General features: G+C 44.3%; 25 protein-coding genes, 1 tRNA gene and 1 pseudogene. 15 read left to right on the forward strand and 12 right to left on the reverse strand.

The genetic code is table 11. The features are described from left to right. Window positions 1–94 precede the first annotated feature (94 nt). The 10 genes and pseudogenes from AC6I1H_RS05780 (at window position 95) to AC6I1H_RS05825 (ending at window position 8,917) form a co-directional block, all read left to right on the forward strand. Window positions 95–1,189: a transposase gene (locus tag AC6I1H_RS05780; protein WP_497740020.1), complete on the forward strand. Its 1,095-nt coding sequence runs from the start codon at window positions 95–97 to the stop codon at window positions 1,187–1,189. Between the two features lie 671 nt (window positions 1,190–1,860). Continuing rightward, a complete protein-coding gene (locus tag AC6I1H_RS05785; protein WP_497740021.1) occupies window positions 1,861–2,559 on the forward strand; it encodes a helix-turn-helix transcriptional regulator in 699 nt (232 codons plus the stop codon). Between the two features lie 21 nt (window positions 2,560–2,580). Next, window positions 2,581–2,958, forward strand: coding sequence for a RidA family protein (locus AC6I1H_RS05790; protein WP_497740022.1), 378 nt, complete (start codon window positions 2,581–2,583; stop codon window positions 2,956–2,958). 97 nt (window positions 2,959–3,055) lie between these two features. Further along, window positions 3,056–4,282, forward strand: coding sequence for a threonine ammonia-lyase (gene ilvA, locus AC6I1H_RS05795; RefSeq protein WP_497740023.1), 1,227 nt, complete (start codon window positions 3,056–3,058; stop codon window positions 4,280–4,282). Window positions 4,283–4,354: 72 nt separating this feature from the next. Then, window positions 4,355–4,492, forward strand: coding sequence for a hypothetical protein (locus tag AC6I1H_RS05800; protein ID WP_497740024.1), 138 nt, complete (start codon window positions 4,355–4,357; stop codon window positions 4,490–4,492). Window positions 4,493–4,503: 11 nt separating this feature from the next. Continuing rightward, on the forward strand, window positions 4,504–4,668 hold the full coding sequence (locus AC6I1H_RS05805) for a hypothetical protein (protein ID WP_497740719.1): 165 nt from the start codon (window positions 4,504–4,506) through the stop codon (window positions 4,666–4,668). Between the two features lie 16 nt (window positions 4,669–4,684). Next, window positions 4,685–4,945: pseudogene (locus tag AC6I1H_RS05810) on the forward strand (cation:dicarboxylate symporter family transporter); the annotation flags it as partial. A gap of 110 nt (window positions 4,946–5,055) precedes the next feature. Next, window positions 5,056–8,406, forward strand: coding sequence for a UvrD-helicase domain-containing protein (locus tag AC6I1H_RS05815; RefSeq protein ID WP_497740025.1), 3,351 nt, complete (start codon window positions 5,056–5,058; stop codon window positions 8,404–8,406). A 27-nt stretch (window positions 8,407–8,433) separates the two neighbouring features. Further along, entirely contained in the window at window positions 8,434–8,631 is a 198-nt protein-coding gene (locus AC6I1H_RS05820) for a hypothetical protein (protein WP_497740026.1), read from the forward strand. A 148-nt stretch (window positions 8,632–8,779) separates the two neighbouring features. Then, window positions 8,780–8,917, forward strand: coding sequence for a hypothetical protein (locus AC6I1H_RS05825; protein ID WP_497740720.1), 138 nt, complete (start codon window positions 8,780–8,782; stop codon window positions 8,915–8,917). Here the strand turns inward: AC6I1H_RS05825 and AC6I1H_RS05830 are convergent. From AC6I1H_RS05830 to AC6I1H_RS05860, 7 genes are all read right to left on the reverse strand, one after another. Beyond that, the gene (locus AC6I1H_RS05830; RefSeq protein WP_497740027.1) at window positions 8,858–10,276 is read right to left on the reverse strand and encodes an MFS transporter; all 1,419 of its coding nucleotides are present in this window, start codon (window positions 10,274–10,276) and stop codon (window positions 8,858–8,860) included. The genes AC6I1H_RS05825 and AC6I1H_RS05830 overlap by 60 nt on opposite strands. Window positions 10,277–10,359: 83 nt before the next feature. After that, window positions 10,360–11,451, reverse strand: coding sequence for a CapA family protein (locus AC6I1H_RS05835; protein ID WP_497740028.1), 1,092 nt, complete (start codon window positions 11,449–11,451; stop codon window positions 10,360–10,362). A 30-nt stretch (window positions 11,452–11,481) separates the two neighbouring features. Beyond that, a complete protein-coding gene (locus tag AC6I1H_RS05840) occupies window positions 11,482–12,564 on the reverse strand; it encodes a mannose-1-phosphate guanylyltransferase (protein WP_497740029.1) in 1,083 nt (360 codons plus the stop codon). Between the two features lie 265 nt (window positions 12,565–12,829). Then, window positions 12,830–14,125, reverse strand: a complete 1,296-nt coding sequence (locus tag AC6I1H_RS05845) for a pyrimidine-nucleoside phosphorylase (RefSeq protein ID WP_497740030.1) — start codon at window positions 14,123–14,125, stop codon at window positions 12,830–12,832. 45 nt (window positions 14,126–14,170) lie between these two features. Then, entirely contained in the window at window positions 14,171–14,563 is a 393-nt protein-coding gene (locus tag AC6I1H_RS05850) for a cytidine deaminase (protein WP_497740031.1), read from the reverse strand. Window positions 14,564–14,797: 234 nt separating this feature from the next. Then, window positions 14,798–14,873, reverse strand: a tRNA-Ala gene (locus AC6I1H_RS05855). 78 nt (window positions 14,874–14,951) lie between these two features. Continuing rightward, the gene (locus AC6I1H_RS05860; protein ID WP_497740032.1) at window positions 14,952–16,457 is read right to left on the reverse strand and encodes a DUF92 domain-containing protein; all 1,506 of its coding nucleotides are present in this window, start codon (window positions 16,455–16,457) and stop codon (window positions 14,952–14,954) included. 286 nt (window positions 16,458–16,743) lie between these two features. Here AC6I1H_RS05860 and AC6I1H_RS05865 point away from each other — a divergent pair, with 286 nt between their 5' ends. Together AC6I1H_RS05865 and AC6I1H_RS05870 are read left to right on the forward strand one after the other, a co-directional pair. After that, window positions 16,744–18,087, forward strand: coding sequence for a stalk domain-containing protein (locus tag AC6I1H_RS05865; RefSeq protein ID WP_497740033.1), 1,344 nt, complete (start codon window positions 16,744–16,746; stop codon window positions 18,085–18,087). Window positions 18,088–18,179: 92 nt separating this feature from the next. Next, entirely contained in the window at window positions 18,180–20,474 is a 2,295-nt protein-coding gene (locus AC6I1H_RS05870; RefSeq protein ID WP_497740034.1) for a YcdB/YcdC domain-containing protein, read from the forward strand. A gap of 57 nt (window positions 20,475–20,531) precedes the next feature. On the opposite strand, the gene AC6I1H_RS05875 is transcribed toward AC6I1H_RS05870, so the two are convergent. From AC6I1H_RS05875 to AC6I1H_RS05885, 3 genes are all read right to left on the reverse strand, one after another. Then, window positions 20,532–20,717 (reverse strand): hypothetical protein, encoded by a 186-nt coding sequence (locus AC6I1H_RS05875; protein WP_497740035.1) that lies wholly within the window; start codon window positions 20,715–20,717, stop codon window positions 20,532–20,534. Then, window positions 20,714–21,049 (reverse strand): hypothetical protein, encoded by a 336-nt coding sequence (locus AC6I1H_RS05880; protein ID WP_497740036.1) that lies wholly within the window; start codon window positions 21,047–21,049, stop codon window positions 20,714–20,716. Before AC6I1H_RS05880 ends, AC6I1H_RS05875 begins: the two co-directional genes overlap by 4 nt. 402 nt (window positions 21,050–21,451) lie before the next feature. After that, window positions 21,452–22,627 (reverse strand): S8 family peptidase, encoded by a 1,176-nt coding sequence (locus AC6I1H_RS05885; RefSeq protein WP_497740037.1) that lies wholly within the window; start codon window positions 22,625–22,627, stop codon window positions 21,452–21,454. Window positions 22,628–22,733: 106 nt separating this feature from the next. Between AC6I1H_RS05885 and AC6I1H_RS05890 the strand changes: the two genes are divergently transcribed. Further along, complete coding sequence (locus AC6I1H_RS05890) at window positions 22,734–23,138, forward strand: hypothetical protein (protein WP_497740038.1); 405 nt, start codon at window positions 22,734–22,736, stop codon at window positions 23,136–23,138. Between the two features lie 303 nt (window positions 23,139–23,441). Here the strand turns inward: AC6I1H_RS05890 and AC6I1H_RS05895 are convergent, their stop codons facing one another. After that, window positions 23,442–23,714, reverse strand: a complete 273-nt coding sequence (locus AC6I1H_RS05895) for an SHOCT domain-containing protein (protein ID WP_497740039.1) — start codon at window positions 23,712–23,714, stop codon at window positions 23,442–23,444. 145 nt (window positions 23,715–23,859) lie between these two features. Here AC6I1H_RS05895 and AC6I1H_RS05900 point away from each other — a divergent pair, with 145 nt between their 5' ends. Then, entirely contained in the window at window positions 23,860–24,615 is a 756-nt protein-coding gene (locus AC6I1H_RS05900; protein WP_497740040.1) for a pseudouridine synthase, read from the forward strand. Between the two features lie 98 nt (window positions 24,616–24,713). Here AC6I1H_RS05900 and AC6I1H_RS05905 read toward each other — a convergent pair whose 3' ends face one another. Next, window positions 24,714–24,947 (reverse strand): FMN-binding protein, encoded by a 234-nt coding sequence (locus tag AC6I1H_RS05905; RefSeq protein ID WP_497740721.1) that lies wholly within the window; start codon window positions 24,945–24,947, stop codon window positions 24,714–24,716. Window positions 24,948–24,974: 27 nt separating this feature from the next. On the opposite strand from AC6I1H_RS05905, the gene ychF reads away from it, so the two are divergent. Beyond that, window positions 24,975–26,069: a redox-regulated ATPase YchF gene (gene ychF / locus AC6I1H_RS05910; protein WP_497740041.1), complete on the forward strand. Its 1,095-nt coding sequence runs from the start codon at window positions 24,975–24,977 to the stop codon at window positions 26,067–26,069. The last annotated feature ends 118 nt before the right edge of the window (window positions 26,070–26,187 follow it).

A 26,187-nucleotide genomic window follows, 5' to 3' on the forward strand; every position in this document is an offset into this window, starting at 1 on the left:
CATCCGGCATATCTACTGAAGAACAGCGCATGGACTCCACCATGTTCATGAAAAACTAAAGAAAGCCGGAAGAATAGCATTAGCCTTTGACGTTTTGGAAAGGGCAGTAAAATCCGTACCTGAAGACCTTCTTACACCAAACCTCAAAGAAGTCTTAAAACCCGAATTCAAAACAGACATAATCTACAGAGCAAAACCATCGGAAAATGAAAGCAAACTGGACATGCTCCTGAACCTTTGCCTTGATGTTAAGAACATCATAGAAAAAGCTCCTGAAATAAAAGATCCCGATACCTTGAGGATACTCACAAGATTCATATCAGAGCAATCCGTATTTGATGAACAAAAAAACAAACTCAAAGCCAAAGACAATAAAGATATTCCTACCAACTCCTTGCAGTCAGCTTATGATGAAGATGCCACATACAGAAAAAAGGGAGATAAAGCCCAAAGCGGATATACACTAACCATTACAGAAACCTGTTCAAAGAACAATCCATTCCAGATGATCACAGACTACAAGACAGATCAAAACATCAAAAGCGATGCAGAAGTAGGTCAGGAAAGAATACCCGTTATCAAAGAAAACACCGACTGCAAACACCTCTATTTTGATGGAGGATACTACTGTCCTGAAGTAATCGAAAAAGGTAAAGAAAACGAAATTGAACTTCACTTCACCAACCTCAACGGCAAAAAACCTCAAAAGACATTATCCATAACACAGTTTGAAATAGATGAATCCACCAACATAATAACAAAATGTCCTGAAGGCATGGCCCCTATCCACACTGGCATCACCAAAGGCCAGACAGTAGCTCATTTTGCCTTGAATATATGCGATGCATGTAAACATAGACAAGACTGTTACTGCAAAAAGCAGAAGAAAGATTATGTAGTCCGTATAAATCTAAAAGCCATAGAAACAGCAAGACAGCGTCAAAAAATCGAAGAATGCCGCAAAGAAAACACCAGCATGAGAGCAGCCATAGAAGGGACCAACTCGGCATTAAAGCGTGGCCACCAGCTTGGCAAACTCAAAGTAAGAGGCTTTGTAAAATGTAACATGGTTGTAGGATTTAAGATATTAGCCCATAACTTCAAGAGGTTTGCAAATTACATGATAGAGCAGTCCAAAAAACTCATGCCTCAAGATACAGGGATAAGTCTGCCTATTTTAAGCCAATAAATGGTAAAAGGTTCCGGAAAGGGTAGTAAAATACCGGATGTTAGAGGTGAATATAGCAAAAATTATTCTCGAAGCTAAAATATTTTCTAGTTTATACCTTATGAAGTTTTCAAGGTTCGGATAAAGGGGTATAAAAACAGGGTTTTTACACTGGAATCAATGTTGCGTATTTATTTGTCATAGCTTTATACCTTCTTTCTCAATGGCTTTTTTTTAGCTCTCTCTGCATTCTTCCGGGTCGATGACATCGATTTTAAAATCCGGCGACAGAGAAATTATTTCGCCTATTGCCTTATAGAATACATCGTTCGGTATACCCCGCGCCGCTATATCGATATCCGACCATTTTGTAAATCTCTCTGGTCTTTTGCGGCCTTCATCCGCCCCATCTCACAATTTTTTCAATATAACGCGGCGAAAAGATGGCCCCGCTTCTTTAAGCAAGTCGGGTTCCTATTAACAAGACAGGCAGCGGGTTCTAATCCTCCACCTCGTTGCAGCGATGTTGAAAGTGCTCCGCAGTTTCTTTTTACGCTTAAATCATAACAGTTTTAATAATCTTTGTAAATATACAGATCTTGTAGTGAAATTATTTTACCATAAAAAATTTTTTTTATGATTGGAAGGATTTTTTACCATAATGTTGAATATATATTTTAAGGAGTGATGTTATGGAGGCATTCGAACCACAAGCCTTGAAGGCCTATATCCCCCTGGTGGATTTTATCGCCGGCATTCTTGGACCTGATTGTGAGGTTGTGCTGCACGACATCAGCAACGTAAATGAATCCATTATTGCCATAAGAAACAATCACATCAGCGGGCGCAAAGTGGGCGGGCCGCTTACGGACCTTGGCCTGAAGCTGCTAAAAGATGCGGCGTATGACAAACAGGACTTTCTGCTGAATTATCCAAGCACAGCAAAAAACGGAAAACCGCTTCGATCATCCACTTTTTTCATAAAGGACAGTGATGGCAGACTCATCGGGATGCTGTGCATAAATATAGACCTTACCGCACCACTTGCGGCCAAAAAATTCATAGACAGTTTTATCATGGGTTGCGGTGTTGAGGCTTCGGAAGCTGATTCTCAAAAAGTCTTGCCTGATTTGCCGCTGCCGACAGAACGTCAGCCGGCTCCTGAGAGTTTTGCCAGCTCCATCGAAGAACTAATCGCCACCACTATTAATAATGTAATAGATAGTTTGAACATACCGGCTGAAAGGCTTTCTCCCGAAGAAAAAATCCATATAGTGAAGCAGTTGAACGACAAGGGCGTATTCTTAATAAAAGGCTCCGTCTCGGAAGTTGCAAAGCACCTCAAAGTGTCGGAAAATACCGTTTACCGCTATTTAAACAAAAAAGATTAATTTCTTAAGGAGGAATTTTTTATGAAAAAAGCAATAAGCACAGATATGGCTCCAAAGGCCATCGGGCCTTATTCCCAGGCCATTATGGCAGAAGATCTGCTGTTTGCATCAGGTCAGATTGCCATTGATCCTGCCAAAGGCGAACTGGTGGAAGGAGGAATTGAAGCCCAGGCAAAGCAGGTAATGGAGAACATAAAAAATCTGCTTGCAGCCGCCGGGATGGATTTTTCCAGTGTTGTTAAAACAACCATATTTTTAACAGATATAAATAACTTTTCTCTGATAAACGATATTTATGGCAGTTATTTTTCCAAGGAACCGCCTGCCAGGTCATGTGTGGAAGTCAGCCATCTTCCAAAAGGGGCGTTGATTGAAATCGAGGTTATAGCACATAGATAAAGCCGGTGTTAAGATGGGGCCTTTGTCCCATCTTAACACAGATGCGAGATGTTAAGGCTTATAATGGCAAACAAAATAAACATGGGAGATGAACAGTATGGAACATATCCCGAAACAGGATGTTTGCATGAAAGACATCAAAGAAGCAAGAGGGATATTGCAAAATATAATATATAAGACCGGGATCGTCCATAACACTACCCTGAGCGAAATGAGCGGAAATTTTGTCTATCTGAAAATGGAAAACCTTCAGAAGACCGGTTCATTCAAAATCCGTGGCGCTTTCAATAAAATTGCCCACCTGACCGATGAAGAAAAGAAACACGGTGTCATTGCATCGTCCGCAGGAAACCATGCCCAGGGGGTTGCAATGGCAGCCACCGCCTACGGAATAAAATCAACCATTGTCATGCCCAGGCACGCCCCTCTGGCCAAAATATCCGCCACCAAAAGCTACGGAGCACAGGTGGTCCTCCACGGCAATGTTTATGACGAGGCGTATGCCGAGGCCTGCAGGCTTCAAAGAGAAAACGGAGCAACGTTTGTTCACCCGTTCAATGACCCTCATGTCATAGCGGGCCAGGGCACAATCGCACTGGAGATTCTGGAAGACCTGCCCGATGCTGATATAATTGTCGTCCCTATAGGTGGCGGAGGACTCATCTCCGGCATCGCCATAGCGGCCAAAAGCGTAAAACCAAACATAAAAATCGTCGGCGTCCAAGCCAAAAATGTGCCTTCCATGGCCGAATCCGTCATGCAGCATAAAATTGCGACAGCAGGAGGAATGCCCACCATTGCCGACGGTATAGCCGTAAAGACTCCTGGAGATCTCACCTTCCATCTCGTGCAAAAATACGTTGATGAAATTCTGACCGTTGACGAAGATGAGATAGCAGGCGCCATACTCCTACTTCTGGAGAGAGCAAAAGTCATAGTCGAAGGAGCCGGTGCCGTGCCTGTAGCTGCAGTTTTGAACCGGATGGGTAGTTATAAAAATAAAAAAATTGTAGCCGTTATAAGCGGAGGAAATATAGATGTAAATATGGTGTCTCGCATCATAGACAAGGGACTTGTTAAGAGCGGTCGAAAAATATTTATCGATACGCATATTCCAGACAGGCCTGGCACCTTGTGGAGGCTCCTGAACCTCATTGCCGATACCGGCGCCAACGTGCTTTCCGTGACCCACAACCGTTCCACACGGGATGTGGCTATCGGTTATGCCAAGGTGGAATTGGAGCTTGAAACGGTGGATGAAGAGCACGTGGAAAAAATTAAAGACATCCTGACGCAAATGAATTATACCTTTATGATTTTATAAAACGGCCTTCAGCTTGAAGATGCTTAAAATCTATATCATCTTTGCCGCATGCGGCAGAACGGAGGTTAAAAAATGAAACGGCTGGGCTTATTGCCTAAACTCATAATTGCCATCATTCTCGGTATAATTATCGGCAGGTTTGTGCCGGCGGTATTTGTCCGGTTGCTGGCCACTTTCAACTCGCTCTTCGGCAATTTCCCGGATTTGTAATCCCCCTGATCATAGTAGGTTTTGTTGCTCCAGGCATCGCCGAACTCGGCGCTGGAGCCGGCAGGCTTTTGGGAATTACCGCAGGACTCGCATATACATCAACCCTTATCAGCGGTTTTTTCGCATTCGGCGTATCCACCACCTTATTGCCTCGATTGATCGGACACTGCCGGTAATTTTGCAGCCACCAATCCGGAGGAAAAGCTGCTAAAACCATTTTTTACGATAGACATGCCCCAGCTTTTCGGCGTAATGTCAGCTCTTATCATAGCCTTCATACTCGGTATGGGAATGGCCCTGTTAAAAGAAAAAACAATGTATAATTTCTTTTCGGAATTTCAAAAAATCGTGCAAATGGTAATTGAATTGGTTATAATCCCACTTTTGCCTTACCATATTGACGGAATATTCGCTAACATTTCAATTCCTGCTTCTAATAAAAAAATTTTATGATGTCGTTTTTTATGTTATAATTAATTCAGTCGTAATTTTAAGTTGTAATTGAAACATGGGTGTTTATCTTTCCCGAATATTCTTACCTAAAAATCGTGAGGGTGCAGCAAATGTTCATCGCTGATTTTCATATACACTCGAAATATTCCAGAGCCACCAGCAGGGAATGCGTTCCCGAGATGCTGGAAATGTGGGCTAGGCGCAAGGGGATTGGCGTTATTGGAACGGGTGATTTTACCCATCCGGCCTGGCGTGAGGAATTGAAGGAGAAACTTGTCCCTTCGGGAGAAGGCCTTTATACTTTAAAAGATGAATTTCGCATAGAAGATAAAGTCGCGGGAGGTAATTTTACGCCTCAATTTATTGTTTCCGGCGAGATCAGCTCCATATACAAAAAGAACGGTAGGGTGAGGAAGATCCACAACTTGATAATCCTACCCGGTCTGGAACAAGCTGAATCCCTATCTCGCCGGCTTGAGGCAGTGGGAAATCTTCATTCCGACGGCAGGCCCATTCTGGGCCTCGACAGCAGGGTTTTGCTCGAGATGGTGCTCGAGGTATGTCCCGAGGCCATATTTATACCCGCTCACATATGGACCCCGCATTTTTCTCTGTACGGCGCATATTCAGGCTTCGACGACATCCAAGAATGTTTCGATGACCTCACAGACTTTATTTATGCGCTCGAAACGGGGCTTTCTTCAAATCCACCGATGAACTGGCGCCTTTCCGCACTGGACGGATTCGCCCTTGTATCCAACTCGGATGCGCATTCGCCGATGAACCTGGGCAGGGAGGCGAACATTTTTGATACGGAACTTTCTTACAGGGGAATTTTGAGGGCCCTAAAAGATCGAGGCACAAATGACTTGTACGGCACTATAGAGTTTTTCCCTGAAGAAGGCAAATATCACTATGATGGGCACAGAAAGTGCAAAGTGTGCTGGAAGCCATCGGATACAAAGGCTGCGGGAGGCATATGCCCCGTATGCGGCGGCAGGATTACAGTCGGAGTGCTTCACCGGGTCGAAGCCCTGGCAGACAGGCACGAAGGATTCAAGCCATCCACCGCAAAGCCTTTCGAAAGCCTTGTCCCTCTTCATGAGGTAATAGCTTCATCGATAGGTTCTTCTGCGGCCAGCATGAAGGTGAAGAGAAAATACGAAGACCTGATCCAGAACCTCGGTCCGGAATTTTATATACTCCGGGAGGCATCATTAAAAGATATTGAACTTTTTGCAGGCCCGTACATAGCTGAAGGCATCCGCAGGCTGAGATGCGGCGAGATTGAAATACAACCCGGATATGACGGTGAATACGGCAAAATCAAAATAATGGACAAAGATGAAATAAACATGCTTTCAGGCCAGTTGTGCTTTGTCAACGACAGGCCCACTCATACTGAAACTCCATCGACGCCCGGCAATGCCGAGAATATAAAGATTGCAGCAGGCAAAGCCGAATCGGCGCCTGTTTCAGTCGATAGCAGTGCGCCCGGCGATAGTGCGGACGCTGTTGAAACCGTTCACTCGAATATTCTCAACGGATTGAATCAGGAGCAGTGGGAAGCCGTTTCAACCTCCAGCCCGGTAACGGCGGTAATTGCAGGCCCAGGAACCGGAAAAACAAAAACGCTGGTATGCCGTATCGCATATCTTATTGAAAAACGCGGTGTCCATCCCTCACACATAACCGCCGTCACATTTACCAACAAGGCTGCAAATGAGATGCGCACACGCTTGAAGGAACATTTTGGGTACGGGCGGACGGCAGGTGCAGTAACCATAGGCACCTTTCATTCCATATGCCTTCAATTGCTATCCAAGTGGAAGGATGCGAAAAATTTAACCATTATCGATGAATACACCGCGGTTTCAATAATTGAGGAGATATTAAAGAACATAAAATCGGGAATCTCTCCCCGGGATGTTCTGAGAGGGATATCGCTTATTAAAAATGGCGCAGCACAAGCAAAAGATTACAAATCCAATATTCTGGCCGAAGTATACGATTCTTACTGCTCACGGCTCAAGAGTTACGGTTTAATGGATTATGACGATATTCTCCTTGAAGTGCTCCACCGATTTGAGTGCAATGATACATGGAATATAACGGAAAGCGGTGGGAAAAACTGCTTCTCGCACCTGCTGGTGGATGAGTTCCAGGATATAAATGAGATTCAATACCGCTTGATAAAAGAATGGAGCAAAAAAAGCGAAAGTGTTTTTATCATAGGAGATCCCGACCAGTCTATATATGGTTTCAGGGGTTCGGATTTTCGGTATTTCGAAAGGCTAAAGGAAGATTTCCCCGGCATCCGGTACGTCCGGCTGACTCAGAATTACCGCTCAACGCCAGAGATAATCGCTTCCGCCAAATCGGTTATCTCAAAGAAAACAGCAGCAGGGGAAACCTGCCTCCTATATGCCAAAAGGAAAAGCGGCGCAAGAGTGCGACTAATTAAAGCCAACGATGAATTCTCAGAGGCGATATTTATTGCAAAGGAAATAAACCGCATGGTCGGCGGCATCGATATGCTTGATGCCCAGGCACTTTCAGGGCCCGGCAGAAAAAGCCCTGCGGCAAGACACACACAGGGTTTTTCCGATATTGCAGTACTATACCGCACCAACCGCCAGGCAGAAATCCTGGAGCAGTGCCTTTCAAAAGAAGGCATCCAGTATGTGGTCGTAGGGCGGGATGAATTCCTTTCAGATAAGCCGGTCCGTGAAGCGATAGCCTTTTTCAAGTTTTTGCTCAACCCCAGCGATATTGCTTCGCTATTGTTATGCCTTAAAGCAGAAAGCATATATTCAGAAGACCTGAATCAAAAAGTCCTGGAGAGCTATGCTGCAGGCGAGAAAAGTGTATCGGCCCTGACAAAGTTAATGGAAGGCGACCTGTTGCAGCTGCATAAACCGGACAGATTCCTGCATTTCATGGAAATGTTGAGAAAATATGAACCTATCGTCCATAAAGAAAAGCCGGGGAAGATTATTGATTCCTGGATTAGCGACAACAACCTGTCAGGCCTGAGATGCATGGAACTGCTTTTAAATACGGCTGTTATGTATGACAAAATGTCTTCCTTTATTCAAAACCTTGTGTTGGGGCGTGAAAGCGATGTGGTCCGCAGCGGAAGCAAGGCGTATTCTCCGGATGCAGTCTGGTTAATGACCATGCATGCGGCAAAGGGCCTTGAATTCCCCACAGTTTTCATGTATGGCGCAGACGATGGTATAATTCCTTTAAGAAGCAGCGATTCAGACTTTGATTTGGACGAGGAGAGACGGCTTTTCTATGTCGGCATGACAAGAGCACGGGACGAACTTATACTGGTGACATCCCGTACTCCATCGCCTTTTATTGCCGATATATCTGAAGAACAACTTATAATAGAAAATGCATTCGCACAAAAGCAGGCAAAGCAATACAGGCAAGCTAGCCTTTTTGACATATAATAATTCTAATTTTAGAGGGGGTCTGAAATGAAATCCGATTTGTTTAACTTAAGCAAAAAAGATCTTTCCAGAAATCTTCAAAAGATTATCAAAAACTTTATTTTAATAAAACAGATACTATTAAAACTGTTAATCCCATTGGCTATCCTGCCTAATATCTCACTTGCTTTTATAAGCTTTTCCTTTTCAAAACTGCCACAACCTACGGTATCAAATCCACCATAGTCATGCCGAAACACGCCCCGCTGGCCAAGATCACCGCCACTAAAAGCTACGGAGCAACGACAAGGGCCTTATAAAGGGCGGGCGAAAAATATTTATAGACACCCTTATTCCTGATAGGCCCGGCACTTTATGTCGGCTTTTAAACCTCATCGCCGAAACCGGCGCTAATGTGCTTTCGGTGACACACAATCGTTCCACCAGTACAACAGGATTCAAGGGAGCTTTTTTATTCCCTGTTTTCCAGCGGTCTTTCCCGGCCGGTTTCCTGTTTGCCCCTCACCAATGATGTCATCATGCAGAGCATGTCTATTATTGCGGTCATCAAAAACACGTCCCTTAGACCGCTCATATATGCCGCATCCTGGAGGGTTTTCCCGGATTGCGGCAATATACCGAGGTAGTAAGAGTATCTGAAGGAAAAAAGCCCGCTGCCCAGGGCAATCCCCAACACCATGCCTACGTTTCTCATGGTGGCCAGAACTCCCGAAGCTATTCCCTGCCTGTCACGCGGGGCGCTGCCCATTACCGAGCTGTTGTTAGGAGTTTGAAAAAGGCCGTTTCCAAGGCCGAACAGCACCAGCCTCCATACCACCTCAAAGCCTGAGGAAGAAAGGTCCAGAGTGCTCATAAGATACAGTGCGGCGGAACTTATCAATGCTCCACCAGTGCTCAAAAAGAGAGGCCCGATTTTATCAGATAGAGTGCCGCTGATCGGCGCCACCAGAAGCATGGTGATGGGAAAAGCCGTCATGAGTAAACCGATTTGGTTTGTCGAGTATCCGGCTCTGTTAAGGAAAAAAGGGGTTAAAAACACCATCATGTACTGTGCTATGAAGTTCAACAGGCAGCTCAAATTCCCGGCCGAAAACATGCGGTTTGAAAAGAGCGAAAGGTCCAGCATGGGCTCCCTGGCTCTTTTTTCCTGGATGATAAAGGAAGTAAAAGACAGGGCCGAAACTATCAGAAGAAAAAAACCCAAACCCGAAGTCCAGCCGATTTCCTGACCTTTGCTGATATATAAAAGCAAACTTGCAAGAAATACAAAGCCCAGCAAAGCCCCCGGCGGATCAAAGCTTTCTTTCTTGAGTTCATTTTCCGGGGGTATCACGCTCCTTGCCCAGAAATATCCGGCTATACCTATGGGCAGGTTAATAAAAAAAATAGACCTCCATCCGAAGCTTTTAAGCAAAAACCCCCCGAAGGAAGGACCCACGGAAAGCCCTACCGCCACCGCCATGGCATTATACCCCAGGGCTTTCCCTCGCTCAGCCGGCGGGAAGGTTTTTGTTATGATGGCCGGAGCCACCGCCATCATAAGGCCGGCTCCCGCCGCCTGGAAGGCCCTGGCGGCAATTAAAACCGCTATGGTAGGCGAAAGACCGCACAGAACAGACGCCGCAGTAAAGATAATCATTCCCCATAAAAACAGCTTTCTGTATCCCAGCATATCGCCCAGTCTTCCATACGTTAGAAGGAGACTGCTCAATACAAGCAGGTACGACATGGAGACCCAGCTCACCGTGGTCATCCCCGCCCTGAACACTTCAGACAACGTGGGCATGGCGACATTCACCACACTGGTGTCAAGGGGCCCCATGACGGTACCCATCAAAACCGCAGTTAAAATCAAGTACTTTCTATCCATTTTTCCTCCCAGTAAGAATCCTTTACGATAATTGTATCGATGTATTACTCTATTTTAACATGTCCCGATGACAATTTAAAGACTCAAGCGGTTTTTTTACCCGGCCTCACCACATACCTCATTTTGCCGTCCTTTTTAAACTTGTCGACCCAGGTTGGGATTTCTTTTACATCCTCAATAATTATTCGATTTTGATTTAAATCCTTTTCAATCGTCATCTTCAAAATTATGCCTTCATCGGTATGGGGAAACCTCTGAGCCGAAATAAAATTGCCCAGAGAGTAGGCCGCATATTTTTTAACAATCCCGCCTTTCCCATCCGCCACGTTCACCCATTCCCCGGGCTGCGTCACATGCGGGTGACTGCCTATCACCACATCGGCGCCTTTTTCCAACAGCAGTCTGGATAAGCTTTTCTGCTGATTGGATGCGGTCCTCTGATATTCCTGCCCAAAATGAAGGTATACCACCACCGCATCGGCGGATTCTCGAGCTCTTTCTAAATCCATTAATATGACGTCTTCATCTATTAAATTCACCAGATAGGACTTGTCTTTGGGGACGGGATTGCCGTTTGTGCCGTAGGTATAAGCCAGAAAGGCTATTTTAACGCCTTTTATTTCTTTTATCAGAATCCTTTCCCTTTCTTCAGCGGTCCTGTAAGTGCCCACTGCCAAAAGTCCTCTTTGCTCCAGCACATCCTTGGTCCTGACAACGCCCTTTTCTCCCCGGTCGAGACAGTGATTGTTGGACGTCACAATCACGTCGAACCCCGCATCCTTTAAAGCATCAGCCAGCTCGTCTGGGCTGTTGAACTTGGGGTAGCCAGTAAATTTTAGCTCCTTTCCTCCCAGGGTTGTCTCCAGGTTGGCCATGGCTATATCTGCAGAAGATATCTCATGTTTGACATCCTGGAAAAATTCGGAATAGTCATATTTTCCGGTTCTGGAATCATATCCCGACCATATCTGACCATCATGCATCATCACATCTCCCACTGCGGCTATTGTAACAGTAGGATTTTCCCGCACGACCGGTTCACAATATTCACAAGGGTGAGTCAGGGGACGGTTCCTTGACTCAACTAGTTGAGTCAAGGAACCGTCCCCTGACTCATTTATAAAAAGCACCGCCAAAATGGCGGTTATAATTCCTATTTTCCAAAATTTTACCATAAGCTATCCCCCTTTACCCTGCCAAAGCTATTACAACAGTTCTTCACGTCCCATTTTTTTCAACTGCTCCACCACTTTCTTCACATCCTGAGCCTTTTTCTTGGGGCATACCAGCAGGGCATCACTGGTCTCCACAACGATCATGTCCTCCAGGCCCACTGCGGCCACCAGACGGCTGTTGGAATATATGATTGAATTCCTGGTTTCAATATCCACATAATCGCCCCTGGCAATATTGCCGTTTTCATCGGGCGGAAAAACACTTCCCAGGGAGTCCCAGCTTCCCACATCGTTCCATCCGAAATCCCCGGGTATCACCACAACATCCTCTGCCCTTTCCATGATTCCGTAATCAATGGAAATATCCTGCAGGGTGGGATAAATATTTTCGATCAGATCTTTTTCTTTAGCCGTACCTATGTGGAGCTCGATTTCAGAAATCTTATGGTAAAGTCTTGGAAGAAAACGTTCAAAATTTGAAAGGATCACGGAGGTTTTCCATACGAACATACCGCTGTTCCACAGATAATTTCCGCTGTCCAGGTATGCCTTGGCCTTCGGCACATCCGGCTTCTCCACAAACTCCAGGACCTCGAAGGCGCTTTTTTCCTCGGCCGGTATTGACCTTCCCCTGTCAAACTTTATATAGCCGTAACCGGTAGAAGGGAAGGTCGGCGTGATCCCCATGGTGACCAGCTTGCCGTCTTTTTCGGCTATAGTGCATGCGGCCTTCAGGACCTTCTGGAACTCAGCCGCATTTTTTATGTAGTGGTCCGATGGGAAAACTCCCATTACGGCATCGCCGCAGCGTTTTTTAATGACAAAGGCCGCATAGGCCACGCATGCGGCGGTGTTCCGGCCCACTGGCTCTATGAGTATGTTTTCTCTGGGAATGTCGTCGATGACCACCTTGTTCAAAATCTTTTCCTGAGCTTTATTTGTAACTATCAATATCTTTTCCGGCGGAATAATGTCTTTTATTCTCTTTATGGTGTCATTTATCATGCTGTCATCGCCGGTAATGTTTAGAAACTGCTTGGGCGTGGAAATCCTGCTTAGAGGCCAGAACCGGGTGCCCCCACCGCCGGCCATGATAACTCCGTATCTATCCATCAACACTACCCCCATTATAAAAATAAACACACAATTAGTTTTACCAAAAAAACAGGAAAAATCTCCTGTCTCATTTAGCCTATCAATAATATTCTATATTAACCGAATAACCTTCTCGTCCATAACCTGAGAAAATTCTCTATTAAAAATATATCATTATTAAAATGCTTTTTCAATGTTTTTTATTAACTGAAAAAAAGTCAGAGCCAAAATTATAACACAAAATCAGGTAAAATTAAGTTTTCTATAATTTTTTAAATGCCTGTTACATATATATTAAAATCGGCCTTGCAACAGGTTCATCCGACAGCAATATATATTTCTTTATTTCTCTTGCCGCCCATTCCATTTTACTTTTATCATTTGCATATATCGTGGCAATCGGTTCGCCTTTCTTTATCAAATCGCCGACTTTGCCTCCAAGCATTATACCCACGGAAAAATCAATACTGTCTTCTTTCTTCTCTCTTCCGGCTCCCAGTCTCATCGCGACAAGTCCCAGGTCCAGAGCCATTAGATCCTTTATATAGACATCCCTATCCGCCGCCCATCGCTCAACGTATTTCGCCTGAGGCAGCAGCGAAATATCATCCACCACCCTTTCATCTCCGCCCTGGCTCCTAATGAAATCCCTAAATTTCTGCAGGGCTTTGCCGCTATCCAGCGTATCTTTGAGCATAGCTTTTGCTTCATCATCATCTCTTGCCACACCGGCAATCTTCAACATATCCACGCCCAATGTCAGGCATACTTCCAGCAAATCTTTTGATCCGCGGCCTTTTAAGACGTCGATAGCCTCCACGATCTCCAGAGAATTTCCGATGGCAAGCCCCAGAGGCTGGTCCATGTTTGTAATATGCGCCACCGTCTTTCTGCCGACAGAGTTTCCAATGTCAACCATTAAACGCGCAAGTTCTTTAGCACTCTCTATGTCCTTCATGAACGCCCCCCTTCCGACCTTTACATCAAGGACTATTCCATCCGCTCCGGCAGCTATTTTTTTGCTCATGACGGAGCTGGCAATAAGAGGTATGGAATCCACTGTGGCCGTCACGTCTCTTAACGCGTACAATTTTTTGTCGGCGGGAGTGAGATTTTTTGTCTGCCCCATGATGGCTATGCCGTATTTGTTGACATTTTCTATAAATTCCTCTTCGGAAAGTTCCAATCTCATGCCAGGTATTGATTCCAGTTTATCGATAGTGCCGCCCGTATGGCCCAGTCCCCTCCCCGACATCTTCGCAACGGGTGCGCCGCAGGCAGCCACCATGGGCGCCAGCACGAGAGTCGTCGTATCCGCCACCCCGCCGGTGGAGTGTTTATCCACTTTGATTCCTTTAATGGGAGACAAATCCATCATATCTCCCGAACGAGCCATAGCCATCGTAAAATTGGCGGTCTCCTCAGGCGTCATGCCTCTGAAATAAATAGCCATAGCCAGTGCGCTCATCTGATAATCCGGAAGATTGCCTTTTGTATATTCCGATATTATTGAATCAATTTCATCTTTTGTAAGAGCTCCTCCGTTCCTCTTTTTCATAATGAGGTCATACATGCGCATGATTTTACCTCCTGCAAATTAATATACGGTTGCACCGGAATAAAACTACAAATCAGTTGAAGAAAAAGCCCCCGGCAATAGCTCTTTAACCGTTGTCACCTTAAAATCTCCCTTCATGTTGCTTAAAATCACAATCAATTCCTCCCCACCCAGTTCGAGCATTACCTGCCTGCATGCGCCGCAGGGCGGTACGGGTTTTTCGGTATCCGCAACCACCGCAATAGCCTTTATTCTGGTATCCCCGCTGGAGTACGCGTTAAAAAGCGCCGTTCTTTCAGCGCAGTTAGTAAGTCCGTAAGAGGCGTTTTCTATATTGCATCCTTTATATATTTTTCCATCCTCCGTGAGGACGCACGCGCCCACTTTAAAGTGCGAATAAGGCACATAAGCCTTCTCTCTTGCTTCTTTTGCCAGTTCTATCAGCCTTTCATAATCCACTGTTATACACCTTCCTGTATTAATTTTTTGACTCCGATACTACAGATATATTTTACCATTTAAGGGAAAATAGAACAAGCGTTTAAATTTTTATATTATAGTGTATTGACAATCGTATGCAAAATGATGATTTGCAACAAAGCCACAAAGTCAGATTTTTGGCTTATTGTTTATATAAATTTATATAAAAAAAAACTCGGTCCAATTTTTATATTGAACTGAGTTTATTGTCTTTGGTGGAGATAAGGGGAATCGAACCCCTGACCTCTTGAATGCCATTCAAGCGCTCTCCCAGCTGAGCTATATCCCCACATTTTTTGTTCACTTGCATTTTAAATTATACTTATTTTTCGATGTTATGTCAAGCAAACAAAATAAAAAAATTATTTCATATTATCCTCGCAAAAAGTGCGCTGGAAAGGGCTATACTCAGGAAATTGACGATATCATTGTTTACAAACTTGAATCCTCTGACCAGCACGGTAGGCTTACCGTTGTATATGCTCTTTTCGGTTTCCCCTTCAATTTCCTCCGAATAATAGACTCCCTGAACGGTTGCTCCCAGGATGGAATCTATGAGAGAACCGGCAAAACCTCCGGCTGTCACCAGGATGAAACTCTGAATAAATGTAAATCCCGGTATTCGCAAATCCGCAAGTTTGAAACCCATAGCAGTAAAAACCGCTATCAACATTGCTCCCAGCAATGCCGCTACGGTGCCCGGCAGACTGACAGCCCCCGACGTGCCCTTTTCAACTCGCTTTAAGGTCCTCAGAGAAATGGGATCATTGCGGTTGAGAATTCCCAGTTCCGTGGCCCAGGTATCGGCATTAGCCGCCGCAAAAGAAATCGCCATCATCAGCAGGAAGATCGGATTTTTTGTGACATAAAATAATACGGAATAAATAAGGCCTATACCGCCATTGGCAAACACCTGAAACACATCCCGGCGCCCTGTCTTTTCGAACTGGCGGACCACTTTTTCTTTCAGTCCTTTTTTAAAATGGCTGAGCAGACTGGAGGATATGAAAAACAGTATCATTATGGCCGAACCGAAAAGTCCCGAAGTGGCGTAGATTATCGTCCCCATAAAGGTGGCCCCTACGGAGCCGTCCAGAGTCAGAGATTTCTTACGATATGCCGCATAAGCTATAAAAAAGCTCAATATAAATCCGATGCAAGCCATGAAAATAAATGAAAATAAAGTTTTGCCCTGCAGGAAGTTCAAATAGTAAGCGGCCAGTGCGGATATGATAGGCACCGTTATATTGTCTACCCCAAAAGGCGTAAAAGCCTCGGCAATGGCAGCCAGGACGGCTACAATAAAACTCACCTTGAGAGTAAATATGTCAGCACCTCTGAAAATACCCAGCAAGACAGCTGACGCAATCAGGGAGAAAACAAACATGGCTATGGAACCCTCCAGGCTTTTTCTGCTTTTAAATATACAGTATTTTTGCCTGCCAAAGTTTTCGCCAACGATTGCCGCAAAGCCGTCGCCGTAGCCCATCACCAGAGCTCCGACAGCGCCGAAATACCGTAAATCACGGCCCAGCAGTCCGCCTTTCCAGGTAAGCAGAATCAATATGACAAGGGATATGGGGAAATACACGGTGCCCAGATCAGTTTTGTCCCGCCTTTCCATGCTCTTGAATACGTTCTTTTTATATGAATAATAATTTAAAATAACAAATAAAACCGGCGGTATTAGGGCATAACGCATATCATCTATAAGCAGCATTGCCGCTATCCACCAGTGGGATACTCCGATATGTACAAATTTTCTGGTAAACTCGCTTCCCAGATTCCATATCTTTCTCAATATCTCCGATGCCAGAATAACCGCAAAAACAAAAACTATGGATATAATCATGCCGGTCAAATCTTTTGCCATCTTTTAGCCCTCCTGATGTTTCATGTATTGTGCCTGCCTATATATTTTTCCATTATTAATTTTATAAAATAATTGTCCTTCTGACAACAGCTTTTATTATATTTCGTTGCTAAAAAAATGGAACCAAAAGGCCCTTTTTTACGTCTATATTGATGGAAAGGGATGATTGAAATGGCAAAGTATCCTGCATAAGATTAAGATTTAATATAACTGTAAAGTTTTCTTAAATGCTTTGGTGATAAAATTATATCCGTCAAGTTTAGAACATTTTTATGGGGGTCTTATTTTGAGCTTTTATTTTACATATAAAATTAGCGTAAAATATCTTGCCTTCCTTCACAGCGGAATTATACGAAAAATGCTTGCGGGAATATTATTATCATCGTTCATTTTCTTTTTGCCGGTGAATGCAGAAAACGCATCTGCAACTCAGGCATCCGAAAATAAATCAAAATCATTTGTCAGAGTCCTATGTTACCATCATATTATCCCAGGCAATCTTCCGCAGGGCGCCACAACTCGTGCAGTCATACCGCTTTCGGAGTTCGAAGCCCAGATGAAATATCTTTACGATTCGGGATATTACACCGCTTCCCTTGAAGATATAGCGGACTTTGTCTACGTCAAGAAAAAGCTGCCCGAAAAGACTGTACTGATAACCTTTGACGACGGCTATGAATCCAATTATGTATACGCTTTCCCTATTTTAAAAAAATATAACTTCAAGGCTGCAATTTTCCTTATCGGAAGCTGTATTGCCGATAAAGAAGAGCCCTTTGAACCGAATAGGCTGTCAAAACTTTCATATAGACAAATCAAAGAGATGTTCGACAGCGGCCTGGTTGAGTTCGGCAGTCATACTTTTAATGCCCATGAATACATGGGAGGCAAACCGGCTCTGCTTTCGATGGATAAAACGCAGATTGAAGAAGATTTTGCCTCTCAAGCCGGGGTGTTCGCTAAAAATGGCATCCCCGCCCCTTCTGCCATCGCATATCCATACGGAAGGTATAACGGGGAAGTAAGGAAAGCTGCGAAAAAATTCGGTTATGCACTGGGCTTTACCATAACGGAGGGGGTTGTGTGCCAGGGTTCAGATCCTTATGCTCTGAAAAGAATAATAATCCCGCCAGGCACCGGGGTCTCAGAGTTCAAATCGCTGCTGAAAGACAGCTCTCCGGAGATGCCGCCTGATTTTAAAAATTCCATTATATTGCAAATAAATTCACAGACCGCATACATAAAAGGAAGACCGCTTTTGCTGGATGCCTACCCCTTTATCGAAAACGGCAGCACCATGGTGCCCCTGAGATTTATAGCTCAAAGCCTGGGCGCAAGGGTCGACTGGATTTATGCAGAAAGAAAAATACTGGTTATCACACCTAAAACGACCGTAGAATTATGGGCAAAACCGGTGGAACACCTTCATCATTTACAGACAATATCACCGGATACGCAAAACTTAGTTGGAGGAGAAGCCATTGTCAATGGAAACAGAATTATTCTGAACACTCCTCCCATCATTAAAAACGATAGAATCATGGTCCCTCTGCGATTTTTATCGGAAACCCTTGGCTTTGAAGTAAAATGGCACGGTGCCCAGAAAATGATAGAAATAAAACAACCCTGAGATTATTTATTTAATATTTTTGTAATATTATTTCACGGTAATAGATGATAAAATAATATTGGTAGTTTTTGAAAAAAAGGGGGATTATTTCAATGAAAAGGACGCTTATATCCTTACTCGCTATTATGATGGCGGCAAGCCTTGCTATGCCGGCCTACGGGGCCGGAATGGCGCTTAAGGCGGCAGGAGAAACTGCGGCAGAGGGGACCACATCAACTTCCATCAACGATGCATCAAAAGATGTAAAAATCTCTCAGGAAAAGGCTATCGAAATAGTAAAGGAGCTTTTTGATGCACCTGAAGACTTCAAACCCGAGGTCTATTTAAACACCGGCTGGCAGCCCGGCAACCGCAGAGTATGGACCATAAACTTTTACAAGCCGTTTTTTTCCATTTACATCACAATTGACGCCGACAGTGGCGAAGTCATCACATTTAATAGAAATGAAGATTGGGTCTACCCTTATGGCAGGCGCAAAGTCTTCCTGGCAAAGTACACACGGGAGGAAGCCAGAGTATTCGCCGAAAACTTTATTAAAAAAATAGCGCCGGATAAATTCGCAAAAGTGAGTTTCGTAGAAGAAAACTATTACCCTGGATTCAAATCCGGAGGTTTGTTTGAACCTGTATACTATTTTTTTAGATTTGTGAAATCCGCAGAAATCCGGCCCGTAGAGTATTATTACGGCGAAGAAGGCATCAATGTTACAGTAAACGCGACCAATGGCCAGATAACAGGTTACAACCTCAACTGGTCGGAAGACAAACCCATTGATGAAAAAATCATATCAAAACAGCAGGCTGAAGAAATATACGTAAAATATCTTGGCCCCGAACTTGCTTATGTCCGTGGTTATGATGAAAAAAGCGGCAGACCCCTAGATTTTGCAAAGCTGGTATATGTACCTGCAAGGTTTTCATACATGGGGCCTCCCCTGATTATAAGGGCAGCGGATGGGGCTCTGATAAACCTTGCCGGAGACGAAGCAAAAGGAGTCCAACTACTGACCGAGATTGATCTTACTGGAGCGAAGAACGTCACTCCTGTGAAACTTGATATTCCCCTTACAGTAAAACAAGCTCAAAAGTTGGCCGAAGAGGAAATTAAAAGGTTTGGACTGGACAATATGGCGCTGCAGTCTTTTAACGAAACACCATATCCCAAAGCGCAGGATCTATACTTCTTCAATTTCAATTCTACCGAAGGCAATGGTGTAAATGCCAATGTAACAGTCGATGCAGCCGCCGGCAAAATACAGAGCTTCGGTTTCTGGAAAAACACAGGAAATTATCCTGAAGCGCAGCAAAATCCAGATTCCGATGCTATCAGTTGGGAGGATGCAAAAAACAAAGCTATCGAATACATAAAAAAATATTTGCCCGATAAGGCAGACCAGGTGCGGCCTATAGAATATTCTCAGGAAATCAATTCAAAATTTAAAGATCCGTATCAGCCTTTCTTCTTTAATTTTACACGCCTAGTCAATGGCATACCCTATATGGGCAACAGCATCAATATCGGAGTAAATCAGAAAGGTGAAATCACGAGCTTTAATTACGGCTGGGATGACATCATTTTCCCTGCTCCGGAAAAAAATATACTCAGCAGGGAAAAAGCAGCAGGCATAATGCTGGAAAAAATGGGCGTTACTCTTGCATACATCATGCCAAAGATGTACGGTTACTATGGGCCCGATGCTCCTCAAAAGACCGAGCAGCCTGAAAAGATCCTGGTATATACATTGAAAAGTTTGCCAGACTCGGCCTATATCGACCCCTATACCGGTGAGATTCTGAATTTTGCTTTAAAACAACCCGGCACCGTAAACTCCTTACCCCCTGTCGTTACTTTCAATGGCCAAACAGGCAGGCGCGAAGCGGAGCTTTTTATGAATCAGGGGATATTTGAACCCGGGAGCAAAATAGACCTGGATTCCGTTCCAACCATAAAGGAGTCTGTGAAATTTCTCTCATCCTGTCTGGGTATAGGACCTGAAATGTATACGGAATATGGAATAAAAACGGATGAAAACGAAAAAACCGATACCGATAAAAAATATATCGATGCGGCTCTGGACCATGGGCTCATCACAGCCGGCGAGGCTTCAGACCTGGAAAAGCCTCTTGACAGACAGCATATGGCAAAACTGATAATAAGGTTTCTGGGATATGAAGCCCTTGCTTCAAAAGGAGATATTTTCAAGCTGGATGTAAACGATGAAAGCGATATTGAGAGCGGCTTCGAAGGCTATGTAGCTTCAGCCCTTGCGCTTGGTATCATGAAAAAATCGGGCGACAGCTTCCAACCTCGTGAAAAAGTAAAATTCGGAGATTTTATCAAAACGGTCTATAAAGCGGCGGAAATGAGTCAGGGGACGGTTCCTTGACTCATCTTGATGAGTCAAGGAACCGTCCCCTGACTCAGGAGCTTTACCTGTTGAGTTTTAAAGCCTGAATTCTGTATCGATGAAGAAATCCAGAATAGCAGTGGTAAGCAGGAGAGACGTTCCGATTATTGCAATAATATCACCGATTATAAGTAATTTCCTCTTTCTATCTTGCTGCTGCGGATTTATGCCCGGGTTTTGTACACCACTGCCGTTTTTCTCATCGTCAACAACAATAGTCACTTTTCAATACATCCTCCCCCTTTTTGCCAGGAATCCAACAAATTTTTAATATCGTCAGGCATTGGACCTGCTGGTATAGATTGGGATACCTCCAAAACCAGATTTGCCAAATATTTTTTCATTTCCGGAGAAAAGCTTTCAGTCAGGCTCTTTACCATTTGCGCCGCATTTTCCGCATTCAATTCCTCTTTTATTCCCGCACCCTGCATGATTTCTTTCATCGCGTCAGGATTATCCGGTGTCATCCCGAATCTTGTAAAAATTTCGCCGAGTTTCTCAGGAGAGTTTGCAGATTTGATGATTTCTTCTTTCAATTCCTCAAATTTGTTCATAAATAAAAACCTCCTAAAAATTATTTCGCTTCTACATAATATGCGGGCATCTAAAAAAGTTGCTTCACTTCCCTAGCATCTTTGATAATAAAATATTCAGGGGAATATATTTCGGTGAATCTATTATCTTGATAAACCCGGCAAGAAGTTTACAGTGTCACCAAAAATAAAAGTAGCATATTATATAGCAGGGCAAAACACAAGGCCTTAAAAAATGAAAGGAGGAGCTGGGTATGACCCAAACAGTATTCTGGATCTGGCTAATAATCTTCCTCATCATCCTGATCCCCATAATCATAATATTCTTCCCGCTGCTTGGCAAACCCGAAAAAGCCTGATAACATCAAAATTAGAGAGCTCCGGAAATCCGGAGCTCTCTAATTTTGATGTTGAAATTGCTGTTCAGGAACTTCTCCTGGTGTTCTTTATGCTAGCTGTAGCTTTAAACACATTCACAAGACCCGCTCCTTGTTTATTTCGGGGGAGATTTATATCAACGGCGCTAGCAGTCAATACTTCCTTTACTTTTGCTGGATTCATATTTGACTTTGCCAGAATCAAAGCGCAAGCTGCAGTAACGTGAGGCGACGCCATGGAAGTCCCGCTCATGGATTTGTATCCGCCATCCTTATAAGTAGAAGGAATGCTTGCCCCGGGGGCTATGACATCCACTTCGGACCCTCCGCTGGAAAACCATGCAGCCTTGTTGGCGGAATTGGATGCCGCCACTGCTATGACTTCGGGATATTTAGCGGGGTACATCACCGAATCGTCACCACCGGAATTTCCAGCAGCGGCCACCAGAACGATGTTTTGCCGGTATGCCTCCTTTATCGCTCTTTCCAGAGCCATGCTGTTTTTTGTGAACCCAAAACTCATATTTACAACCTGGACTTTTTTGTCGATGCACCAGCCGAGAGCATCTATCACATTGGATATATTGCCCCTGCCGCTCTTGTCAAATGCCTTTACAGGATATAAATCCACTCTGGGAGCAACGCCGACAACCCCTATATCATTGTCAAGCGCCGCGATAGTCCCGGCTACATGGCTTCCATGGCCGTTGTCATCGATTATATTTTTGCAATCCAGTACACCGCCGACTTCTTTTACATTATCCTTCAAGTCCGGATGATTGATATCTACGCCGGTGTCTATTATGCCGACCCTGACCCCTTCCCCTCTTATATCTTTCCAGACGGGAGGAGCTCCTATTTTCTGGACGCCCCAGGGTATTTCCTGATTCGTTTTTTTGACATCCACGGATAGGAAAGGTACCACCTGAACCTCTCCTTCCAGATCGTCCTCTATGAACTCGACAGTGGGGTCCATCGCAAGGCTTTTTATAGAAGTCTCCCCTTCGGCAACTTCACACAAGCATGCATTGGCCAGTGGAAGGGACTTCTTTATTTTGATACCGTAAGTTTCTATCACTTCCTGACCCTTTCTTAAGGTCAGGCCCTGCTTAAATCCCACTATTTTATATTTCGCGCAAGTTTTATACTCATTCATCAATTGAGCCCCTAACGCGCCCAATATTAGATTGAGACAATAAGGAATGACCATTATTGGCAGCATTTTCTTGCCCCCTCCTTTATTTTCTGATAATAACATATTCAAAGGGGCAAGATTTGGTGATATTGCATATTATACATTAGGTCAAAAATGAGAAAGGAGGTATCCTATGACAAAAGAGGAACTGGAAAAAGCCCTGAAGGAGGTTGAAGAACAGAGGAATCAATTGAAAGAAGAATTAAACAAATACGAAAATCCCGGCGAAACCGTCGTCACTATGGCAGCATCGGCAAAAAAAGCCCTTCAAAACGCAATCAGCTCAGGCAACCTAAAAAACATACTGGAGAAAGTCTCCGGCTCCATAGATTTTATGAAAACGGCAGTCACGAGCTTTACACAAATAATAGATAAAGCGCAGCAAAAATTGGAAGGCAAAGTCGAGGAAATAACAATTCAGGGCGGAATGACGGTTATGAGCGATATGTGGGTACCGATGGTCCTCGGCCTCATACAGACGCAGGAATTCCAGCACATAATGGCTAATATGCTAGTTAAAATAATAAAAGATGCTTAGCGGTGTCACCAAAAATCAAAAATGCATATTATATAGCAGGGCTGAACAGAAGCCTTTAAAATGAAAGGAGGAACTCAAAATGACCCAAACCATATTCTGGATCTGGCTTATAATATTCCTCATTATCCTGATCCCCATTATCATTATCTTCTTCCCGCTTCTCGGCACAAAGTAAGTTGGGATATCAGGTCAACCTGTGGTGCATGCGCAGGATGACTTATACTACTTAATAAAATTATTGAATTTTATTTATTTGTCCGGCTTTAGCTGCCGGTTTTTTTATGACTTCATAGCAAAATTGCCCTAATCATCCTTCAGATCTTCTTTCATTCTATCATACTGGTCCTTTGTGATTTCACCCGCCGCATAGCGCCTCTTAAGGATATCCAGCGGAGTTTCCCGCGAAACGTCATCCCGGTTTACCGGCCCTGCAGACGAAGCAAGGCTTCTTATAAGCCTTATTATCAAATAAAAGACTCCCGCCAGCACCAGCAGCCAGATAAACATATACACATACATAAAAATACCATAATATCCTCCCATGTGACCCCATACGGGCCCCCACCAGTACATCATTTTGTCATCTCCTTTAACAATTATATTGTCAGTAATGTGATAATAGCGGTATAATTTATTATACATTATAAATCACTTTCTTTAAATATTTTCACCATGAAAAATACAAAATATGTTTTGAAGATTTTTTGATAGGAGTGTTATCGTGGAAAAACAAAAAAGTGAGCGCCTGGATAAAATTTTGAGCATGAGCGGCTTCGGTACCAGAAAAGATGCAAAAAAACTGATAAAACAGGGAGCCGTTACTGTAAACGGCAACACCATCAATGATGGGGGAGAAAAGGTCAACCCCCTCGTCGACGATATCCGTATCTTTGGAGAAAATCTGGATTATAAAAGTCATATATACATAATGATGAACAAACCCGCCGGGGTAGTTTCCTCCACCAGAGAAGAAGAGGACACCACCATAATTGACCTTCTGGAAGGAGAATATTCCCACAGGAACCTTTTTCCGGTGGGGAGATTGGACAGGGATACCGAAGGTCTAATTCTCCTTACTGACGACGGTCAGTTGGCCCACCGCCTGCTCTCGCCAAAAAACAAGGTAGAAAAGATTTACTATGTAGAAGTCAGAGGAAAATTAAATGAAGATGATATGGCAGCCTTTGCCGGTGGTATACCTCTGGAAGATTTCACTACACTACCAGCAGAGCTAGAAATTCTGGAAGCCGGGAATATTTCAAGGGCTCTTGTGAAGATACACGAGGGAAAGTTCCATCAGGTCAAGCGCATGATGAAAGCCCGGGGTAAGGAAGTGATACATCTAAAGCGCCTTGCCATAGGCCCCTTGAAGCTGGACGAAAAACTCGGACCGGGAGAATGGCGGGAGCTGACAGATTCGGAAATAGAGGGACTGCAAAACATTGTTTTTGATTCAAAAAAAAGGTGCCTTAACTAAATTCAACCCGAGGTTCGAAGTTCGAGGTTCGATAAGGTTCATATCTGTACGTGGAAAAATTCTTTTCTACACAGAAAGATTGTCGTATTCCCTGAGTTTTACCCGGCGAATTTTTCTTTACAAATTGTCCGGGAATTTCCCTGTAAGCTTTTCTGGAAGGCTCGTATTGATTTTTGTTTTCTAGCACTGGCAAGAGCCCGTTCCACCGCCTGCCTGTAGCGCATAGAACTGGCGGTAGCGCCGCTGATGCCATCTACCTGGGAATTACAAGCATCGTATGTCCGCTTGTTTACATCATGAAACCTGACTGGTATAATAAAAGCCGTGGAAATACTTTATGTTTGAAGGGAAGATAAGAAATGCAGATAGGAATTGTGGGGCTGCCCAATGTGGGTAAAAGCACCCTGTTTAATGCTATAACCAAAGCCGGAGCCGAGTGTGCCAACTACCCCTTTTGCACCATAGAGCCCAATGTGGGTGTGGTGGCGGTGCCTGACGAAAGGCTGGACAGGCTGGCGGAAATGGAACATCCCCAAAAGGTGACCCCCGCCACCATAGAGTTCGTGGATATAGCTGGCCTTGTAAAAGGTGCCAGCCGCGGCGAAGGCCTGGGCAACAAGTTTCTTTCGCATATCCGTGAAGTGGATGCCATCGCCCATGTGGTCCGATGTTTCGAGGATTCAAATGTAGTCCATGTCGAGGGTAAAGTTGATCCCATAAGGGATATCGAAACCATTAACCTGGAGCTAATATTCTCCGATTTAGAGGTGCTGGACCGGCGTATAGATAGAGTGAAAAAACAGTCAAAATCCGGAGAAAAGCAATATTTACAGGAACTTGCGGTGCTGGAACGTCTGAAGGAAGGCCTGGAACAGAACAAACCGGCCCGGGTTCAGGAATTTTCCGAAGAAGAACAGGAAATAGTAAAACAGGTTTTTCTGCTTACCTCCAAGCCTGTAATATATGTTGCCAACATTTCCGAAGATGATTTAATCTCCGGCAAGGAAAACGATTATGTCAAAAAAGTCAGGGAATATGCCGCAGCAGAAGGTTCAGAAGTAATTCCTATCTGCGCCAGGATTGAAGCTGAGCTGGCTGAACTTCCTGATGACGAGAAAAAGGAACTGCTGGTCGAATATGGCCTTGAAGAACCGGGATTAAACAGGCTTATAAAGGCCGGTTACCGGCTTCTGGGCCTCATTACTTTTCTAACGGCAGGCCCCAAGGAGGTCCGGGCCTGGACCATAAAGCAGGGGACCAAAGCCCCTCAGGCTGCAGGTAAAATCCACAGCGACTTTGAGCGGGGATTTATCCGGGCTGAGGTGGTAGCTTACGATGACCTTATAGCCTGCGGCAGCCAGCAGGCAGTGCGGGAAAGGGGCTTGCTGAGGTCCGAGGGCAAGGATTATGTGATGAAAGATGGGGATGTGGTGGTGTTCAGGTTTAATGTATGAGGACACGTTTGAAAAAAAGACGGTTCATAAAAGATGAACCGTCTTAATGTTTTCGCAAGGCTTTGAACTCTAAGATATTGCGATCAAATGATAAAATTACTATAAATAGAAAGGACCG

The sequence above is a fragment of the Biomaibacter sp. TOL genome (assembly GCF_059717795.1).

Bases quoted from the DNA above. Each gene is read 5' to 3' on its own strand.
- AC6I1H_RS05785 (WP_497740021.1), top strand. From the start codon at position 1,861: ATGGAGGCATTCGAACCACAAGCCTTGAAGGCCTATATCCCCCTGGTG.
- AC6I1H_RS05790 (WP_497740022.1), top strand. From the start codon at position 2,581: ATGAAAAAAGCAATAAGCACAGATATGGCTCCAAAGGCCATCGGGCCT.
- ilvA (WP_497740023.1), top strand. From the start codon at position 3,056: ATGGAACATATCCCGAAACAGGATGTTTGCATGAAAGACATCAAAGAA.
- AC6I1H_RS05800 (WP_497740024.1), top strand. From the start codon at position 4,355: ATGAAACGGCTGGGCTTATTGCCTAAACTCATAATTGCCATCATTCTC.
- AC6I1H_RS05815 (WP_497740025.1), top strand. From the start codon at position 5,056: ATGTTCATCGCTGATTTTCATATACACTCGAAATATTCCAGAGCCACC.
- AC6I1H_RS05820 (WP_497740026.1), top strand. From the start codon at position 8,434: ATGAAATCCGATTTGTTTAACTTAAGCAAAAAAGATCTTTCCAGAAAT.
- AC6I1H_RS05830 (WP_497740027.1), bottom strand. From the start codon at position 10,276: ATGGATAGAAAGTACTTGATTTTAACTGCGGTTTTGATGGGTACCGTC.
- AC6I1H_RS05835 (WP_497740028.1), bottom strand. From the start codon at position 11,451: ATGGTAAAATTTTGGAAAATAGGAATTATAACCGCCATTTTGGCGGTG.
- AC6I1H_RS05840 (WP_497740029.1), bottom strand. From the start codon at position 12,564: ATGGATAGATACGGAGTTATCATGGCCGGCGGTGGGGGCACCCGGTTC.
- AC6I1H_RS05845 (WP_497740030.1), bottom strand. From the start codon at position 14,125: ATGCGCATGTATGACCTCATTATGAAAAAGAGGAACGGAGGAGCTCTT.
- AC6I1H_RS05860 (WP_497740032.1), bottom strand. From the start codon at position 16,457: ATGGCAAAAGATTTGACCGGCATGATTATATCCATAGTTTTTGTTTTT.
- AC6I1H_RS05870 (WP_497740034.1), top strand. From the start codon at position 18,180: ATGAAAAGGACGCTTATATCCTTACTCGCTATTATGATGGCGGCAAGC.
- AC6I1H_RS05880 (WP_497740036.1), bottom strand. From the start codon at position 21,049: ATGAACAAATTTGAGGAATTGAAAGAAGAAATCATCAAATCTGCAAAC.
- AC6I1H_RS05885 (WP_497740037.1), bottom strand. From the start codon at position 22,627: ATGCTGCCAATAATGGTCATTCCTTATTGTCTCAATCTAATATTGGGC.
- AC6I1H_RS05890 (WP_497740038.1), top strand. From the start codon at position 22,734: ATGACAAAAGAGGAACTGGAAAAAGCCCTGAAGGAGGTTGAAGAACAG.
- AC6I1H_RS05895 (WP_497740039.1), bottom strand. From the start codon at position 23,714: ATGATGTACTGGTGGGGGCCCGTATGGGGTCACATGGGAGGATATTAT.
- ychF (WP_497740041.1), top strand. From the start codon at position 24,975: ATGCAGATAGGAATTGTGGGGCTGCCCAATGTGGGTAAAAGCACCCTG.